General features: G+C 59.6%; 16 protein-coding genes and 1 pseudogene. 7 read left to right on the top strand and 10 right to left on the bottom strand.

Annotated features, from left to right (window positions below):
- Nucleotides 1-7: 7 nt before the first annotated feature.
- A complete protein-coding gene (gene glyS, locus NVV72_16015; protein ID MCR6660768.1) occupies nt 8-2,284 on the bottom strand; it encodes a glycine--tRNA ligase subunit beta in 2,277 nt (758 codons plus the stop codon).
- A 2-nt stretch (nt 2,285-2,286) separates the two neighbouring features.
- Nucleotides 2,287-3,210, bottom strand: coding sequence for a glycine--tRNA ligase subunit alpha (locus NVV72_16010; protein MCR6660767.1), 924 nt, complete (start codon nt 3,208-3,210; stop codon nt 2,287-2,289).
- 128 nt (nt 3,211-3,338) lie between these two features.
- Here NVV72_16010 and NVV72_16005 point away from each other — a divergent pair, with 128 nt between their 5' ends.
- Both NVV72_16005 and NVV72_16000 read left to right on the top strand, forming a co-directional pair.
- A complete protein-coding gene (locus tag NVV72_16005) occupies nt 3,339-4,652 on the top strand; it encodes a permease (GenBank protein ID MCR6660766.1) in 1,314 nt (437 codons plus the stop codon).
- A gap of 61 nt (nt 4,653-4,713) precedes the next feature.
- The gene (locus tag NVV72_16000) at nt 4,714-5,181 is read left to right on the top strand and encodes a DUF6157 family protein (GenBank protein MCR6660765.1); all 468 of its coding nucleotides are present in this window, start codon (nt 4,714-4,716) and stop codon (nt 5,179-5,181) included.
- Here the strand turns inward: NVV72_16000 and NVV72_15995 are convergent.
- The 4 genes from NVV72_15995 to NVV72_15980 form a co-directional block, all read right to left on the bottom strand.
- Nucleotides 5,119-6,012 carry a 4-(cytidine 5'-diphospho)-2-C-methyl-D-erythritol kinase gene (locus tag NVV72_15995; GenBank protein MCR6660764.1) on the bottom strand — a complete coding sequence of 298 codons (894 nt, stop codon included), beginning with the start codon at nt 6,010-6,012 and terminating at the stop codon, nt 5,119-5,121. The two genes, NVV72_16000 and NVV72_15995, sit on opposite strands and share 63 nt — an antisense overlap.
- A 5-nt stretch (nt 6,013-6,017) precedes the next feature.
- Nucleotides 6,018-6,254 (bottom strand): hypothetical protein, encoded by a 237-nt coding sequence (locus tag NVV72_15990; protein MCR6660763.1) that lies wholly within the window; start codon nt 6,252-6,254, stop codon nt 6,018-6,020.
- A gap of 34 nt (nt 6,255-6,288) precedes the next feature.
- On the bottom strand, nt 6,289-7,809 hold the full coding sequence (locus NVV72_15985) for a hypothetical protein (GenBank protein ID MCR6660762.1): 1,521 nt from the start codon (nt 7,807-7,809) through the stop codon (nt 6,289-6,291).
- A 90-nt stretch (nt 7,810-7,899) separates the two neighbouring features.
- Nucleotides 7,900-9,588 carry an electron transfer flavoprotein-ubiquinone oxidoreductase gene (locus NVV72_15980; GenBank protein ID MCR6660761.1) on the bottom strand — a complete coding sequence of 563 codons (1,689 nt, stop codon included), beginning with the start codon at nt 9,586-9,588 and terminating at the stop codon, nt 7,900-7,902.
- Between the two features lie 297 nt (nt 9,589-9,885).
- Here NVV72_15980 and NVV72_15975 point away from each other — a divergent pair, with 297 nt between their 5' ends.
- On the top strand, nt 9,886-10,551 hold the full coding sequence (locus tag NVV72_15975; GenBank protein MCR6660760.1) for a uracil-DNA glycosylase: 666 nt from the start codon (nt 9,886-9,888) through the stop codon (nt 10,549-10,551).
- 250 nt (nt 10,552-10,801) lie between these two features.
- Complete coding sequence (locus NVV72_15970; protein ID MCR6660759.1) at nt 10,802-13,018, top strand: transglycosylase SLT domain-containing protein; 2,217 nt, start codon at nt 10,802-10,804, stop codon at nt 13,016-13,018.
- On the opposite strand, the gene NVV72_15965 is transcribed toward NVV72_15970, so the two are convergent.
- Nucleotides 12,942-13,685: a glycosyltransferase gene (locus tag NVV72_15965; GenBank protein MCR6660758.1), complete on the bottom strand. Its 744-nt coding sequence runs from the start codon at nt 13,683-13,685 to the stop codon at nt 12,942-12,944. The two genes, NVV72_15970 and NVV72_15965, sit on opposite strands and share 77 nt — an antisense overlap.
- Nucleotides 13,682-14,938, bottom strand: coding sequence for a class I SAM-dependent RNA methyltransferase (locus NVV72_15960; protein ID MCR6660757.1), 1,257 nt, complete (start codon nt 14,936-14,938; stop codon nt 13,682-13,684). The genes NVV72_15965 and NVV72_15960 overlap by 4 nt, the downstream gene beginning before the upstream one ends.
- Before the next feature lie 171 nt (nt 14,939-15,109).
- Between NVV72_15960 and NVV72_15955 the strand changes: the two genes are divergently transcribed.
- The 3 genes from NVV72_15955 to NVV72_15945 all read left to right on the top strand — a co-directional run bounded on the left by NVV72_15955 (nt 15,110) and on the right by NVV72_15945 (nt 16,805).
- Nucleotides 15,110-15,538: a hypothetical protein gene (locus tag NVV72_15955; GenBank protein MCR6660756.1), complete on the top strand. Its 429-nt coding sequence runs from the start codon at nt 15,110-15,112 to the stop codon at nt 15,536-15,538.
- A 192-nt stretch (nt 15,539-15,730) separates the two neighbouring features.
- The gene (locus NVV72_15950) at nt 15,731-16,213 is read left to right on the top strand and encodes a glycine zipper domain-containing protein (GenBank protein MCR6660755.1); all 483 of its coding nucleotides are present in this window, start codon (nt 15,731-15,733) and stop codon (nt 16,211-16,213) included.
- Between the two features lie 160 nt (nt 16,214-16,373).
- Complete coding sequence (locus NVV72_15945) at nt 16,374-16,805, top strand: glycine zipper domain-containing protein (GenBank protein ID MCR6660754.1); 432 nt, start codon at nt 16,374-16,376, stop codon at nt 16,803-16,805.
- A 167-nt stretch (nt 16,806-16,972) separates the two neighbouring features.
- Here the strand turns inward: NVV72_15945 and NVV72_15940 are convergent, their stop codons facing one another.
- The gene (locus tag NVV72_15940; protein MCR6660753.1) at nt 16,973-17,500 is read right to left on the bottom strand and encodes a GtrA family protein; all 528 of its coding nucleotides are present in this window, start codon (nt 17,498-17,500) and stop codon (nt 16,973-16,975) included.
- A gap of 166 nt (nt 17,501-17,666) precedes the next feature.
- Nucleotides 17,667-18,050, bottom strand: a pseudogene (locus tag NVV72_15935) (glycosyltransferase).
- Nucleotides 18,051-18,147 lie beyond the last annotated feature (97 nt).

Genomic DNA, 18,147 nt, shown 5'->3' with positions numbered 1-18,147 from the left:
AATTCAATCAGGCGATTTTGCTCAAATCGGCAATGTCACCGGACAGATCACACACAGCTTTTAAAATCATCAGACGATTGGACCTGACGGCCGCATCCTCGGCGTTGACCAGCACGCCGTCAAGGAAGGCGTCTACACCTTGCCGCATTGCAGCAATAAGATGCAAGGCGTCAATATATTTTTCCGCTTCAAGCGCTGTGCCAACCGCGCGTCTGGCGGTGTTGAGTTGCGTCAACAACGCCGCTTCAACCGAAGGCGCGCCAGGCATGGCCTTGGGCTCACCTGACGGCAAATCACCCTTTTTGGCTTCCGCAGCGAGGATATTGGCGGCGCGCTTGTGAGCCGCCAGCAGATCATCGCCTTGTGTCGTCTTCAGGATCGTTTCCACAGCGGCGATACGTAGGGTCTGACGCACGATATCGCCATCCTTGAGCGCAAACACGGCCTCGATGATATCGAAGCGACGCCCCTCGTCCTTCAATTGTACCTTCAGACGATCGGCCATAAAGTCTTCAAACTCCGACGCCACGCTTGTATAGCTGCGGAAGGCCAGCAAAGCGTTTTCGACCTCCGGCACATTCGGTACATGCTCATACATGATATCGAGATCGTAATCGCGGTCGGTCCGGATCACCCAGACCGGGCTTTCCAGCAGGCCTTGCTGGAAATCGCGCAGGTAATTGTCGAATATCTCGCCGTCGCCCTCGGCTACGCGTGGACCGGCGGAACCACGCCAGTTGTCGGTATCGACATACACGGCACGGCCAGCGCCAGCATAGATCAGCAGGCTCTTGTACCAGAAGCCCGCCAGTTCATTAAGCGACACGCGGACATTGTGCTGGCGCAGGATACGCAGGATGCCGAGCGCCGAACGCCGCAGAGCAAACGGATCTTTCGAGCCGGTCGGTTTTTCATCGATGGCGAAGAAACCAATCAGGGTGTCGATCTTATCGGCCAGGGCGACCGCTGCCGAAACTGCCACTTCGGGCACAGAATCCGAAGGCCCCTGCGGCTTGTAGTGCTCACGGATGGCATTGGCGATTTCGGGTTTCAGGCCGGCGGCATCGGCATAGTAACCGCCCATCACGCCTTGCAGTTCCGGAAACTCACCGACCATGTAGGACGCCAGGTCCGCCTTGGCCAGACGTGCCGCCTCACCAGCCAGAACCGGATCAGCGCTAACAAATGGGGCTATGGCCTTCGCCAAGGCTTCAATGCGCGCCACGCGCTGCGCCATAGTACCGAGTTTGGCATGGAAGGTCACGCCATTAAGCTTGATCAACCATTGATCGAAATTGCCTTCGCGGTTGTCTTCCTTCCAGAAGAAGACGCCATCGGAAAGTCGTGCAGCCAAAACCTTGGCGTTTCCGCGCTTGATTTCAGCGCCGCCATCGACCGCCTTCATGTTCGAGGTGATGACGAATTTTGCCGCCATCTTGCCGGCCTTGTCGCGCACAGCGAAATACTTCTGATGCGTACGCATCGAAGTCCTGATGACCTCCGGCGGCAGGGTCAGGAAGGCCGGGTCCATATCGCCAAGCAGCGGCACGGGGAATTCGTTCAGGCCGGCGACTTCTTCCAGCAGCCCCTGATCCTCAATCAGTTCACATCCGGCTGCGGCGCAGACGGCCCTCGCCTGTTCGAGAATGATCTTCTGACGGTCAGCATGATCCAGAATGACAGAATTATCGGCCAACACTTTCCGATAACTGGCAAAATCGCTAACCATCAACGCTTGACCTGAGCCAAGGAAACGATGCCCTTCGGTCAGATTAGATGCGGTCAGCCCCTCCAGTTCGAACGGAATAACCGCGCCATCGAACAGGAAAAGGATGCGCTTCAGAGGGCGCACCCAGCGGAAGGTCGAAGTGCCGGAGCGCATCGACTTCGGCCACGGAAAGCTGAGGATCACCTCACGCAGCATATCACCCAGCACATCGGCGGTCTTGACACCGGGCTTTTCAATGCGCGCCATCCAGACGCCGTTTTCCAAAACCAACTGACCTTGAGTTAGCCCTACCTTACGCAGAAAGCCTTCCATGGCCTGCGCCGGCGCGCTTTCTTTGGGCCCCTTGACCTCCTCGGTCACGGCGGCGGTTTCGGTCGGCAGGCCATCGACGACCAGAGCCAAACGACGCGGGCCGACATAGACTTTCAGGCCCTCATGGCTCAAACCGGCGGCCGAGAGCTTCGCGCCAAACAGGCGTTCGAAATCGCGCGCCGCGCCCAGTTGCATACGGGCCGGAATTTCCTCGGAGAACAGTTCGATCAACAGTTGAGCCATGATTATCGCCCTACCACTTCGTTGCTTGAGGGCAAGCGCGCCTCCTCCTGCTTGGCCCACTCAAGGGCGCAGGCCTTACAGAGATCACGGATACGGCCGATATAGCTCTGGCGCTCGGCCACGGCGATGGCGCCGCGCGCATCCATCAGGTTGAACAGGTGCGACGCCTTCAGCACATGGTCATAGGCCGGCAAAACCAGCGGATAACCGAGAGAATTTTTCGTTTCCAGAATACGCTTCACCTGGATTTCCATGTCCTCGAACTGGCGTTTGAGCGTGGCCACATCGGAGGCCTCGAAATTGAAGGCCGAGAACTGGCGTTCCTGTTCCTTGAAGATGTCGCCATACTTGACGCCGGCCTTGTTGAACTTCAGGTCGTAGACGTTGTCGACGTTCTGGACGTACATAGCCAGACGCTCCAGCCCGTAGGTCAACTCGCCCGACACCACATCAACCTCAATGCCGCCGACACCCTGGAAATAGGTGTACTGCGTCACTTCCATGCCGTCACACCAGACTTCCCAGCCAAGCCCCCAGGCGCCGACCGTCGGGTTTTCCCAGTCGTCCTCGACAAAGCGGATATCGTGCAGTTGCGGATCAAGCCCGATGGCCTTCAGCGAACCTAGATAGAGGGCCTGGAGGTTTTCCGGATTCGGCTTCAGGATGACCTGATACTGGTAATAGTGCTGCAAACGATTGGGGTTCTCGCCATAGCGGCCATCGACTGGGCGGCGCGACGGCTGTACATAGGCGGCCTTCCACGGTTTCTTGCCGAGCGCGCGCAGAACCGTCGCCGGATGGAGCGTCCCCGCGCCGACCTCGACATCATAGGGCTGGAGAATCGCGCAGCCCTGTTCGGACCAGTAGCTGTGAAGGGTCAGGATCAGATCCTGAAAGGACAAGGGCTCTTTTGGGGCGTCAGCCATAATCAATCTGCAAATAGCGGAAATTTGGCGCGAACATAGAGGGACGACCGCGCCCCGGCAAGCCAAAAGACCCGGTAATTTAAAAGAAAACCTGTGCCTGTGACCGAGAATCTGGCTTCACTGCGCATATGATCGCCAGCGATACCAAAAACCGCCTGAAAGCCGTCTTCACGGCCCTGAAACAGCCGACCTCATGGCTGCTGCTTGGCATGGGCTTTTCCGCCGGCCTGCCCTTCCTGCTGGTCGGCGGAACTTTAAGTTTCTGGCTAAGAAGTTCAGGTATCTCCCTGACCTTGATCGGCTTTATCACCTCCGTGAGCATCATCTATGGCGCCAAGGTGTTGTGGGCGCCGTGGATGGATAAGTTGCGTCTGCCCCTGCTCTATCGCTGGCTCGGCCAGAGACGCAGCTATATGCTGCTGTCGCAACTCGGTGTCGCCGTCGGACTGAGCCTGATGGCTATTTACGGCCCGCATCACCTGACCGCCTTTATCTGCGCCGCCCTGTTTGTCGCCTTCGCCGCCGCGTCACAGGAAATCGCCATCGACGCCTGGCGGGTCGAACAGACCGAAAATGCCGCCGATCAGGCGCTGAATCCCAGCTTTTACGCCTATGGTTTCCGTATCGCCATCCTGACGACCGACGCCCTGATCCTGGTTCTGTCCAAGCGCGTCGGCTGGCCATTGTCCTATCAGATACTGGCGCTGGCCATGCTGATCGGCGTGACCGTCACCCTGCTTTCGCCGCGAAGCACCATCGAGGCGCAATCACATACCAGAACCAAAAGCCTGTATGAGCTGATCATCGAACCGTTCGTCAGTTTCTTTCAGGCACACAAAGGCACGGCCGGCCTGATCCTGCTCACCCTGGCGCTTTACCGCCTCCCGGACTACCTGACCAATATCGCTGGCGCCATGTATGTCGATACCGGACTGGATTCTGACACCATAGCGGCCATGCGCGCCACCATCGGTCTGGCGGCGTCGTTTGCCGGAATCGCCGCCGGCGGATCATGCCTGCTGCTGATCGGCGTCCAGCGCACCTTCTGGCTTGGCGCCCTGCTCGGCCCCATATCCAATATCTGTTTCTCATGGATGTCGGTCGCGCACGGCGATCCAATGGTATTCGCCATTACCCTGATCGGCGACAACTTCGCCAACGGCATCGCCGAAACGGCCTTTGTCGCCTTCATGACCCAGCAGGTGCTGAATAGTGAGCAGGGCCGCGAGCACACCCTCACCCATTACGCCCTGATGTATTCTGTGGCCGCTCTGACCGGAAAGATACTCAAGGGCTTCACCGGCTGGACCGTCGATCTGATGACGCCGCACTTTGGTCTTTTCAACGCCTATTCAGTCTTCTTTATCGCTACTGCCACAATCGGGCTGCCCTGCCTGTTCCTGTGCTGGCGACTGCGGCAAAAAGGCGTATTCTCGTCCTGATATTCATATGGTCTTTTTATGCGACCGGGACTTAAATCGCCGTCAAAAAGGGGAGCGCCACATGAAGACTATCACCAACACCTTTATCGCCCAGGCCGATGACAGCACCGCCACCTTTGGCATGATCCCCAAGGTCAAGGACGGCAAACCCAGTGTAGCGCGAATGCACTATGAGCTGCTGGCCGAACATCCCTACGAATACGACCTCGACAGCTTCAATTTTGAAATCTGGTGCCGGCGCAATGATATTGACGAAGTCGACCGCGAGAGCCACCGCGAAGCCTTCTTTTCCAAAGGGCATCCCTGTATGCGCGCCTCGCCCCTGACCAAGACGCATGGCTTCGGCGCGCACTATAACAGCGCCGGAAAGATAGCTATCTATCCTGTTGATTCAGTCGCTTATCGTAAACTGCTCAATGATCCTGAGAACAGGGTCGAGATGGCCATGCGCTCAAAGCGCCCAGCCTCATCCCAAGCGGCAGGCGCGCACCCAAGCGGCAGGCATCATCGCCTGCATTCGCACGCTTAAGGCATTTGCCGCTTCATCCGTCTCACACAGGGCAAAGCAGGTGGCGCCCGAACCCGACATGCGGGCAAACAGGGTTTCGTCTTGCGATTCCAGTGCCGTCAGCACCTCGGCGATTATGGGCTGCAAATGAATGGCCGGGGATTGCAGGTCATTACGCGTGTGGCTCAGTGCAGCGACCAATTGGCGGGCATCCGTTACGTCTGAAAAACCGGACATCGCCTCAATCTCGTTGAATCGCCCAACCGCATCATACCCGCCATAAACCCTGGCCGTGGCACATTCGACGCCCGGATTGACGAGGACGGCCGGCACCGCGGGCAGTGCTACCGGCGTCAACCTTTCGCCATAACCTTCCGCGAATGCCGACTGGCTCCACAGGCACATGACGCCATCCGCGCCGATCGCCCCGGCAATGGCCGCCAGGACGCTATCGGCCATATCCGGGGCATAAAGCGCCCGCAGTTCGCGCAGGGTTGCGCCGGCATCGGCACTCCCGCCACCAATCCCGGACGCTACCGGCAAATTCTTGGTAAGGCGTATGGCGTGACCACCTACCTTTACACCAGCGACGGCTTCAAAGCGACGCACGGCCTTCAGGATCAGGTTGCCTTCATCCACTTGCAGCCCTTCGGCAAACGGCCCTTCAATGTTCAGGTGTGGCGTTAAGCCACCAGCCAAACCCGCTGATTGAAAAGGTAAAAATGTTACGTCGTCGCCGATATCGGCGAAGACCACCAGGCTTTGCAAGGGATGATAGCCGCGTGCATCGGGTGCTGCGACATGCAGGTAGAGATTGACCTTGGCCCTTGCCAGCATGGATGGCGCCAGCATCGTCGTCACGGGCGTGATTTACGCTCGTCGTTCAGCGCCGTCGTTGTCGCCTTTGGTTTGCTGCCGGCCATTTTAAGACTGGCGGCATTGGCGTCAAGCTTGCGGCGCACGGCTTGTGCCTGCTTTTCCGTCGTCTTCAGGGTCAGGACACGCTGCCATTCATAGCCGGCCTCGGTGTCACGACCAAGCGCCTTGTAAACATCACCCAGGTGCTCGTTGATTTCCGGGTCGGCCGGCTCCATCTGAACCGCCTGCTCGATGAAATCGAGCGCCTGGTCATATTGGCCCTTTTTTGTAATAGCCCCACCCCAGCAGATCGATAATCGCACCAGATTTGGGGCTGACCTTCAGCGCCTGCCGGATCAGATCCATACCCTGATCGACCTGCTCACCGCGATTAACCCAGCCATAACCCAGGAAGTTGAGGATTTCCGGCTGATTGCCGTTCATAGCCCGCGCCCTGGTGATGGCGGCCTCGGCATCGCTCCAGCGATCCAGCCCTTCGTAGACAATAGCCTGGGTGTAGAGCGCCTGCCAGCCGAAGTCCTTGTCACCCACACGCCCGATCCGCGCATCCAGCAAGGCCAAAGCGTCCGCGTCCTTGTCCATGGCGTGCAGGATGCCGGCTTTTTCAACGATCAGGCTGAGATTGTCCGGATCGTGTTCAAGCCCCTGGTTGGCCAGCACCAGCGCCTGATCCAGTTTTTCGTCATTTCGCATCGCCCAGATGCGACGCAGGGTAGCCTCATTATAGAACGGCGAGCCCGGCTTGATACTGGCCCAGGCGGCATCGGCCGCTTCGCTATCCTTTAGTTCCTGCTGGACCTGGCCCAGAAAGATGCGCTCGCGGTCGGAGCTATTGTCGAGGTACATGGACAGATGCAGGCTCGCCAGGGCGAATTCACTGTCATGCTCGCTGAACGAAACGGTCGAGGAGACAAACAGGGCCTGTGACATGCTCTCAGCCAGTCCCGGCAAGGCCGGCGCCTTGCTGTCGCCCGATGCCAGCCGTTTCAGGGCCTGCACCGCCAGGGCATCTCCAGTCTGGTCGGCAATCGCCTGCCAAATGACCTTCGCCTCATCCCTGCGCCCCTGGCGTTCGAGCAAAGCGGCATAGTCAGGCCCGAAGATAAAAGTGGCGGCGCCCGGCTGATACAGCGACTTGTAGATCGCCTCGGCCTCGGCCGCATTGCCCTTCAGTTCATTGATCCGCGCCCGGTCCGCCTTGATCAGGTAGGACAACAGGCGGTCGCGGTCATTGCCCTGCAGGGCCGCATCGCCCGACTCATCCAGCGCCGCTTTCCACTGGCCGTTCATCGCCAGTATATAGGGGCGCAACAGCAGGCCATTGCGATCGTGCGGGTTGACCTTGAGCAGGGCGTCGATGTCTTTCAAAGCCGGCGCGGCCTTGTCCGACTTGACGGCCCTGACGGCGCCAATCAGCGACACCATCAGCCGGCTGGTATCCGTGGTCGCGGTCATGCCCTGCGCCACGGTGGCGGCGCGGTCGATATCGCCGCCCAGAATGCTGATCAGGAAGGCTTTTTCGCGCAGGTCGCCGTCGGAAGGGTCCGCCAGCGTAGCGGCACTCATCGCCTGGGCGGCGGTCGAGACATCACCCTGGGCCATGGCGAAACGGCCGATCAGATAGTTGGCATAGGGGCTGGGATAGACGCTCAGTTCCTGACGCGCATCGCCATAGATGACCCGCGGCGGCGCCACCTTCTCACTGGCATAAACCTGTCCGGCCAGGGCCAATCCGATCAGCACCACTCCCAAACCGGATGTCCGCAGCACACTCTTTTTCACGTTACGATCTGCCTCTGCCTGATGCCCGTTTTTAAAAACATACATTCAATATAGGGCTAAAATACGTAACATAAAAGTTTACATGTTCGGATAATTGGGGCCGCCGCCGCCTTCCGGACAGACCCAGACGATATTATTGGTCGGATCCTTGATGTCGCAGGTTTTGCAGTGGACGCAATTCTGCGCATTGATCTGCAGGCGCGGTTCGCGCGTTTCCAGGCCGACAATCTCATAAACCCCGGCCGGGCAATAGCGTTGCGCCGGTTCGGCATATTTGGCCAGATTGATGTCAATCGGGATATGCGGATCTTTCAGCTTCAGGTGGACCGGCTGGTCCTCTTCGTGGTTGGTGGCGGAAATAAACACCGAGGACAGCTTATCGAAGGTCACCACGCCATCGGGCTTGGGATAGGCGATCGGCTTGAACTGCGCCGCCGGCTTGAGCGAATGCGCATCGCTCTTCTTGTGGTGCCAGGTGCCGAGGAAAGAAAAACCGCCCATCAGATTGGTCAGCATCATTTCCACACCGCTGATCAGGGTGCCGAGATTGGTGCCGAATTTGGTCAGGATCGGCTTGACGTTGCGGACGAGTTTCAGTTCCTTCGCCACATCTGAATGTTCATAGGCTTTCTGATAGCCTTCCAGCACCTTCGGCGCCTCGACTGAGCCCAGCGCCTTGACCACGGCATCCGCCGCCAGAATGCCGGTCTTCATGGCATTGTGGCTGCCCTTGATGCGCGGCAGATTGACGAACCCGGCCGAGCAGCCGATCAGCGCGCCGCCGGGGAAGACCAGGCGCGGCACCGATTGATAACCGCCCTCATTGATCGCGCGGGCGCCATAGGCCACGCGCTCGCCGCCTTCCAGCACCTCGCGGATCGACGGATGCAGCTTGAAGCGCTGGAACTCATCGAAGGGCGAGAGGTAGGGGTTTTCGTAGTTGAGATGGACGACAAAGCCGATCGAAACATAGTGATCGCCGAAGTGATAGAGGAAGGAGCCGCCGCCGGTCTTGTCATTCAGCGGCCAGCCCAGGGTATGCTGCACCAGGCCCGGCTTGAACTTTTCGGGTTTGACCTTCCACAATTCCTTGAGGCCGATGCCGTATTTCTGCACATCGCTTTTGGCGTCGAGTTCAAACTTTCGGATGACGGTCTGCGACAGGGAGCCGCGCGCCCCTTCGGCAAACAGCGTGTATTTGGCACGCAGTTCCAGGCCCGGCTGATAATCCGGCTTGTGATGACCGTCTTTAGCTATGCCGAACACACCGGCCACCACACCGGCCACGGCGCCTTCGGCATCGTAAAGTACTTCCGAACAGGCCATGCCCGGATAAATTTCGACGCCCAGCCCCTCGGCCTGCTCCGCCAGCCAGCGGCACAGATTGCCAAGCGAGGCGATATAGCAGCCGTGATTGCTCATATAGCCGGGCTTGGGCAGGGCCGAGATATCCATGGCGCCCTGAGGACCGAGATAGATGAACTTGTCGTCGGTCACCGGCGTTTCCAGCGGCGCGCCCATATTTTTCCAGTCGGGGAAAAGCTTCGACAGCCCCGACGGATCGATCACCGCGCCCGAGAGAATATGCGCGCCGATTTCGGAGCCCTTTTCCAGCAGGGCGACGCTGATGTCCTGCCCCGCCTTTTGCGCCTGCTGTTTCAGCCGGATTGCCGCGGATAAGCCCGCCGGACCACCGCCTACGATGACCACGTCATATTCCATGGCCTCGCGTTCGATCACCGGTTCGGTCTCTGGGGTATCGGACATCAAACACTCGCTCCTGAAACGGCGCCTGGCGCCTTCAATACATCTTCGGTTTCAGGGAGATCGGTTTTGCTTTGAACTTTGGTCCGGCTCCCGATAAGAGTGAACGCATTGTTTTTGCCAAGGCCCCTGCCCGTTATGATTCCGTCTGATGACCTCCGTTCAGAGATCGAAAGCTATCTCGGCTTTCTGATCGATCATGAACTGGAAGACGCATACGAAACAGAGCCTCTTAATCGGACTCTCTCCGAAAATAAACAGGCATTTAAGCGTGCCCCTGCGGCACCTGCGCAAATTCATGTGACATCCGCGCCCTCTGGCAGCAATGTGAGCGCGCTCAAGCCGCAAAGCCTGGCCAGCCTTGATCCGGCCATGGTACTGCACGAAGCCCGCCAGCGCGCCTCCGCGGCACGGACGCTCGATGAACTTTACGCCGAACTCGCCGCCTTCCAGCATATGCCGCTCAGCCATGAAGGCGGCAAAGGCATTGTCCGTTTTCGCGGCAATCCCGATCCGGACCTGCTGGTGATCGGTGAATGCCCGGATGAGGACGAGGACACAGCTTCAAGCGCCTTTGCCGGCAAGCCGGGCGAGATGATGGACAAGGCGCTGAAAGCCGCGGGCGTGTTCGACAAGACCATGCTTACGCCATGTGTCTTCTGGCGGCCGGCCGGCGGACGACCGCTGACGACGGAAGACGTCACCCTCAATGCCCCCTTTATGCACGCCCTGATCAAACTGGCCGCGCCGAAGGCCATCCTGCTGCTGGGCGCCTCGGCCGTTTCCTGCGTGCTCAACCTCGACCAGAGCCTGGCTAAACTGCGTGGTCGCCAGGTAAGCTACGGCACCGAGACGCCCCTGCCCGTGATGGCCAGCTATCCGCCCAATTTCCTGCTGAAACAGCCCCAGGCTAAGGGCCTTTTCTGGCGCGACCTGCTGCAACTGGTGGTCGGCGCTAAACTGTGAGCGGTATCAACAGACTGTGATACAACTCACAGGTTCCGTGAGTTGCCTTATTTGTGACCTCAATGACATATAGTTATTAACGGGCAATCCTTGCGGGTTGCCATAAAGTTAATTTTAGATAAGCTCACCCGGCTTTTGTAAATGCGTCAGGCTTGCCCTGTTTGCGCCTGACAGCCACCAGCAAAGGGAAGCCGTTTTGACGTTTCGCCACCGCGCCTTCATCAGCCTCACCGTTCTTGGATTTGCCCTCATGGCCTCGACGCCTGGCTGGGCGGCCACAAAGCACGAACCTGAATTGAGAACCGCCGCGTCGGCGAAAAAGAAACCCGCCACGGAAAAGGCGGCAGTAAAAAAGCCCGAAACGACGAAGAGCACCAAGAAATCATCGGATGACGCCAAGACGGTAAAGGCAAGCACCAAGTCCACTGGCAAAACGCAAAAAAAGACGGACATCGCCGACAAGACGCCGGTAAAAGGCAAGAAGAAGACCGAGCTTGCCGACGATACGCCCACAAAGGGCAAAAAGAAAAAAACCGATGTCGCTGATGCGAAGACATCGAAAAAGACGGGCGCTAAAACAAACAGCCGGACCGAAGTGGCGGACGCCTGCGGCACCAAGGCCAAGCTCAAGACAAAAAAATGCAAGGTTGCCCAGCTCGCCGCAAAGGCCGAGAAGAAAAAGGCCGACCGCGAACTGGTGGCCAAACTTGAAGCATCCAAGCGGATCACCTTCCTGCCGGCGCCTTTCTTCCCCAAACAGGAAGCGCCGGTTGTGACCGTCAGCGCCGGTCCCGTGCCCTACAATGCCGTTGCCGGGCAGGGCACGCCGATTGCCCCCTCTCCCCTGACCGATGCCTTGTCGCCCGCCGACGCCGCGCTTTACCGCACGGCCTTCGATCTGATGGACAAGGCCGATTACGCCGGCGCCGACGCGCAACTGGCGCAGGTGACCGACAAGCGCCTGATGGGCTACGCCCTCTATCACAAGCTGTTCAGCGCCGGTTATCAGTCGACCTATGAGGAACTGACCGCCTGGCTGGCCGCCTATGGCGACCATCCCATGGCCATGAAGGTCTGGGGACTGGCCAAGCGCAAGAAGCCCGAAGGCGCGCCGGATCCGGCCTTCCCGCTGCTCGCGGCCAATGCCACAGCCCAACGCAGCGATGCCCTGACCGGCGGCGCGGGCATCCAGCTCGCCGCCTCTACAAGCTTTGCCGACAGCACCGCAGTCAGCCGCCCCGATGCCGCTGCCCCGTCCAGCGATACCGACCTGACACCCAAGTCGGCGCGTTCGGCCTACAATAATGGGCAACTGCCCCAGGCCGTCACGCTCGGCCGCCAGATCGGCGACCACTGGGTGGCTGGCCTCGCCTGCTGGCGGCTCAAGCGCTATGAGGAAGCCCTGGCGGAATTCAAATTCGTCAGTTCCGATCCCAGCACCAATGCCTGGACGCAATCGAGCGGCGCCTACTGGGCCGCCCGCAGCGCGCAAAAGCTGGGCCGCACCGATGATGCTGAAACCTTCCTGCAACTGGCCGCCAGTTTCCCCTTCACCTTCTACGGCCTGCTCGCCGAAGAACGCCTGGGCGTCGATTCGGCCATCTCCCTGGCGAAAAAAGGCCTGCCGCCCACCTTCGGCCGTGAGCAGCGCTCGGCGCTGACCGCCAGCCTGACCGAAGACTTTAGCTGGACACAAAACCATCCGCGCGCCCAGCGCCTCAATGCCCTCGTCCAGGTGGGTCTTAACTCAGACGCCAAATCAGAGCTTCAGGCCGCGATCCAGTCGTCGCCCAACCGCGAGGAACGCGACCGCTGGCTGGCTTTCGGCGCCAAGACCCATATCCGCGTCAACCAGTTGAAGCCGACCGACCACCTGTTCGATGTGTCGCTGTATCCGATCCCCGACATCGCCCCCAAAGGCGGTTACAAGGTCGACAAGGCGCTGATCTTTGCCATCGCCCGCAAGGAAAGCAAGTTCAACGCCCAGGCCCACAGCTATGCCGGCGCCTACGGTCTTCTGCAACTGATGCCGGCCACGGCTGCCCTGGTTCAGGGCGACAACAGCTTCAACTCCAAGCCGAAGCAGTTGCTTATCCCCGCCGTCAATATCAGCGTCGGCCAGAACTATATCAACCGCCTGCAAAACTCCTCGATCATCGATGGCGACCTGCTGCGCACCATCGCCGCCTATAATGCGGGCGCCCGCCCGGTGAAGGACGCTGTCGATTCCCTGGGCAGCGACGCCGATTCCCTGCTGGTGATGGAATCGATTCCGGTGGCCCAGACCCGGCAATATGTCGAGGAAGTCGTCGCCAACTACTGGATCTATCGCCAGATCATGGGCAAGGACAGCAAGACCCTGGCCCAGGCGGCCGGCGACGCGAAGATCATCAGCCTCTCGGCCGACTCGCCGGTACAGGAAGCCGGTGCCGCGCCGGTCGGTGATGTCGCATTAGCCGAAAACTAGGCTTTTTTGACCGGCGGTTTCGGCGGAAACCCAAACATATAGGCGAGGAACCTAAAGCTCTTGGCAATGCCGCGCCATAAAGCCCCCTGGCATGGAAACGGTCGGCATTGGTTGTCAGCGACGCCCCCATAGGACGCAGACGGGCGCGGCCGAGCGCCATCGACAGGGCCACATCCTCGAACGCCACCTGATCCTTGTAGCCGCCGGTCGTGTCGTAAAGCGCCCGCGACAACAGCAGACCGTGGTCCCCGCTCGGCATGGCCAGCCAGCGGGCGCGCAGGGCCAGCATTTCCGCCCACAGCCCGACCAGGATCGACGGATCATCAAAGCGCAGGTGGAAGTATCCGGCCCGCAAGGGAAAATTCTTCATGTGCGCCTGGACCTGATCCATCCAGCCCTCGCCCAGTTGCAGATCCGGATGCAGGATCAGCAGCCAGTCGCCCCGCGCCGCCCGGCAGCCCTGCCAGAGTTGCAGGCCGCGCTCGTGATCCGTCCGGATGATCCGGCAGCCGGTCGAGTCAGCGATTTCCAGCGTGGCATCATCAGAACCGCCATCGACAATTATGACCTCCTTGATCAGCCCCTGCACCACCCCCGGCACCAGGGCGGAGAGTGTGCGCGCCAGGTGGTCTTCGGCATTCAGGGTCGGCATGACAACGGAAATCAACGCGAAAACACTCCCACCAGTTCGACATGACCGGACCACAAGAACTGATCGATCGGCGTCACCCTGTCCAGCGAAAACCCGGCCTTCACAAGGATGTTAGCATCGCGCACAAAAGTCGACGGATTGCACGATACGGCCACCGCGCGCGGCACATTCGAGCGGGCGATCTCGGCGGCCTGGGCCTCGGCGCCGGCGCGCGGCGGATCGAAAACAATTGCGTCAAAACCCTTCATCTCCTCGGCCAGCATCGGCCGGCGGAACAGGTCGCGCATCTCTGCGGTGATCGTCTTGAGGCCGGGCGCCGTGCCGATCGCCGCCTTAAGCGAGGTAATGGCCGGCGCCGATCCATCTGCGGCATAGACCACAGCCTTCTCGGCCAGCGGAAAGGTGAAGGTGCCTGCACCGCAGAAGAGATCGGCCACTTTCTTCGCCTCACCTATGCCCTCGATGGCCAGCCGCGCCATGTCGCTTTCCGACGGTACGCTGGCCTGCAGGAAGGGGCCGATCGGCAGGCCCACCATGGCCTTGCCAAAACGCACCTTGGGGGTGCGCGCCATGTAGAGCATGTCCTCGCCCATGGAGACGCGGGCGAAATCCGCTTCGGCGGCGCACATGGCAATGTTCATGCGCGCATCGGCCGATAGCCCTCCGGATTTCGAATGCTCGACGCCGGAAATATCGATATCAAGGCCCGTAAGTGATAGCGTAATATGCAGGATCGGCGCGGACTTGGGGTGTTCGAACAGATAGGCCGCCAGCGCCTTGAGCTGCGGCAGCGCGGCGACAATCGCCGGATCGCTGACCGGACATTCGCGGATGGCGACCAGGTTCCATGATTTGCGGGCCTTGAAACCGAGTTCGACGTTTTTTCCGACCTTTCGTGCGTGCAGGCCTACGCGACGGCGGCTTGCGGGCGGTGTGGTCAGGATGGGGGCCAGTTCGGTTTCCAGCCCGGCGCGCTGCAACAGATTGCCGACCATATCGCGCTTCCAGGCGCTATAGGCCGGGATATCCCAGTGTTGCAGGGCACAGCCCCCGCAGGCTGAGAAATGGACACAGGGCGGATTTACCCGGTCTGGGCTGGCCTCCAGCACCTCGACCAGTTCCAGTTTATTCTCATTAGAAGCGTTGGCTTTGCCCTGCCGCACCCGCACGCGTTCGCCCGGCAGGGTCAGGGGGACAACCAGGCCACCGGCGGTCAGGCCGTCGCCCTGAAAGCCGACCTTGCCGATGAGCGCTTCAAATTCCGCCATAGTCTTTCCGAGCCAAACCCAAGCTAAATAAAGACGCCCGCTTAAAGCACAGCCGTCAAAAAGCAAGTTTTATCGATATTTTGCAATTTCGCCATCACAAGCCAACCCGAACTTTTCGCCTCAGGGGAGATATTAACCATATCCGACGCTAAAGTTTCAGGGTTTCACCAGATGTCCCGTTTCTCACATGCCCCCCACCCGCTACATGCTGGCCCGTTTTTCATAGGCGGCATCCTTCTGGCGATTTTACTGGCTTTACTCCTGCCAACGGCCGCTAATGCTGGTGACCGCGACGGTTACGGCTACGGGCGCCCGGCCTATTATTACGAAGAAGACGGGCGCTATACCGGCGGCAGCCTGGGCTATTACCCCAATCTCGACGACAGCTATCACGCCCAGTATGACCGTCCCTACCGCACTGGCCGGCGCTACGGCTATTCCCGCAGCTACGAGCGGGATTACAACGGCCGGGATTATAGCTGCTATTGCGGCCGCGGGGCCTATTACCGCGTCTATAACTGGAAGGGCGAACATGAATACGTCCGGAGCAGCCGCCACCATAGCCGCTACAGCAACCGCGATGATGATCGCGATTACTGAATTATGACTTACGCCCTGCTTATTCTGCCAAACAATAAGGCCTATTTCGTCACCGCGTCCGGAGGCGCAGTATGGTTAAAATATGAACAGACATGAACGAAGCACTCAAATCCCGTTCATCTGGCTTCCTGTATAAAGGTCATCACAACGACGCCATTTTGCTTATCTGCGCCGTAACAGAAGGAGATTTTCATGTCCAGGATGACATTGACTCACAAGTTGGTCCTCTCCGCCGCGGCCGTCACGGCTGCGGCCGCCATGGCCCTGCCCGCAGCCGCCCAGTGCTACCGCGACAGCAATGCCGATGGCGCCATTGTCGGCGCCATTGCCGGCGCCGCTATCGGTAACGCCGCCGCCGGTCGTCATGACCGAGGCGCCGGTACGGCCGCCGGGGCTGTGATCGGGGCCGTCGCCGGCGCGGCCATCGACGACAGCAATGACAATTGCCGCTATGATGACGGCTATCGCTACGATAACGACTATGGTTACAGCGACCGCCGCTACTACCGTCAGTCACGGCCCTATTACGGCGGAACCGTTTACGTAGAACCGCGCAGCTACTACTACCGGGATCGTTATTATCGCTACGATCGTCATGATCGCTACGACCGTCGTGATCGCTATTATCGCTACGATCGGGATGACCGCCATGACCGTCACCACGATCATTGGTAACTGACCTGCCAAACCTCCGAACCTCAGGTTCGGAGGTTTTCTTTAACCGGCCTCATAGATGAACGGAGATGAACGAACTTATCAAGTCCCGTTCATCTTGAGCCCGCTAGGGTGACTATTATGAAACCGGCACTCTGCCGGGCAAACAGGAACCCAGGCGATGACCCCATTCTCCTCCATGAAACATATCCTTGTTCCCGCTCTGATCGCAACGACCATGGCGGGGCTGGCCCTGCCCGGCATGGCCGCGGCCCGGTCGCGCCCCTGCGAAGGCAAGCAGACCGAAGGCGCTGTGCTGGGCGCCGTGGCCGGCGGCCTGATCGGAGGCAGCGCCGCGGATACCCGCAACAAGGGCACCGGCACGGTGATTGGCGCCGTTGTCGGGGCGGCTGTCGGGTCTTCCATCGCCAAGAACAATACCAAGTGCCGTTACGATAAGCGCTATGCCTACGATGACCGTCGTGGCGATCGATATGACCGGTATGATCGCTATGATCGTTATGACTACCGTCAGGATCGCCGCGAAGACCGCCGTCACGAGCGCTGGGACGACCGCAACGATCACCACGACCGCGACGACGATCGCTGGTAAGCATTTCCCCAATAGAGAAAGGGCCCGGAACCGATTGGTCCGGGCCTTTTAGAGCGTATCCCAAAAAGTGTGACGCACTTTTTGGACAAAGATGCGCGTCAAAACAAAAACTTAGAGCACGATCCAGATCCATCATATCGGGTCGGGCTCTAATCGCAACCGGTGGCTCAGCCTCCGGTCTTCTTGTCACGCCACGACAGCAGGGTCGACGCCCAGTAGTTCCAGACACTGGAAATCAGCGTCGCAATAATGCCGGCCACCACATAATGAATATGCAACTGATCCTTCATGAACAGCGACAGGCACAGACTGATCAGCGCGCCCAGCGAACAGGCGATGTAGAAACGGATCAGGCCGCCAAACATGCGCCAGCCCTTGAGGCGGCGATCGCGGAAGGTGATCAGGTTGTTGAGGAAGAAGTTCCACGTCATGGAAAGCCAGATCGCCAGGCTGTAATTGACCAGGTCTTCCTTGTTGTACTGGTAGCGGTAGATGGGGAACTGGCCGGGCATGGTCAGAAAGTGGTGACCGAGATAGAGCAGGATGGTGTAGACCACCACGCCGCTCAGGCCGACGCCGGCAAACAGGACGAACTTGGCCGGCAGCAGCCCGCCGGTCGCCTTTTCCACCAGCAGGGCGCCGAGATCGAGCACGACGCGCAGGTCGAGCTTGGAAACGCCGCCCTCGGCGTTCACGCAGCGCCGCCTTGACCTCGCCGAAGCGCGGTTTCTTTGGGGCGGACGCGGCGATATCGAGCAAAATCTTGAAGCCGATGCCGGTCAGCCTGGGCCTTGCCGACTGGTAATATTCGCGCGTCATCAGGAAGCAACCGCTCATCGGATCAGAAAGCGGCACCTTCAGCACGAGGCCGGTGGCCCAGGTCGCCGCCTTCGAGCCCAGGTCACGAATGCCGCTCAGGCCGGTTTCCGTGGTGCCGATATAGCGCGATACGCAAACCAGGTCCTTGTCACCCTTCATGATCATCTCGGCCAGGGCGCGGATCGCCTTGGGGTCGTGCTGCCCGTCGCCATCCATGACGCCGAGATATTTGCCATGGGCAATATCCCAGCCCTTGATGGCCGCCGAGGACAGGCCGCGTTCATTGACGCGCACATGCAGCCGGACATGTGGGTGGGTCCGGGCCAGATCAAGCACTTCAGCGGCGGTGTTATCGGCCGAGTTATCGTCCACGACGATGATTTCATGACTGATGCCCGCCAGGGTATCGCTGATCTCTGTGACCACACTGCGAATGGCCGCGCCTTCATTCAGGGTGCAGATGATCAGGCTGAGATCCGGTTGGCCCGTAAAGGCCGAAGCACGCTCGATATTCGTCAAAAAA

Origin of the sequence: Asticcacaulis sp. (assembly GCA_024707255.1) — a bacterium.
GTDB lineage: Bacteria > Pseudomonadota > Alphaproteobacteria > Caulobacterales > Caulobacteraceae > Asticcacaulis.
Note: the sequence above shows the minus strand (reverse complement) of the source record. Positions and strands in the feature narration are given on the sequence as shown.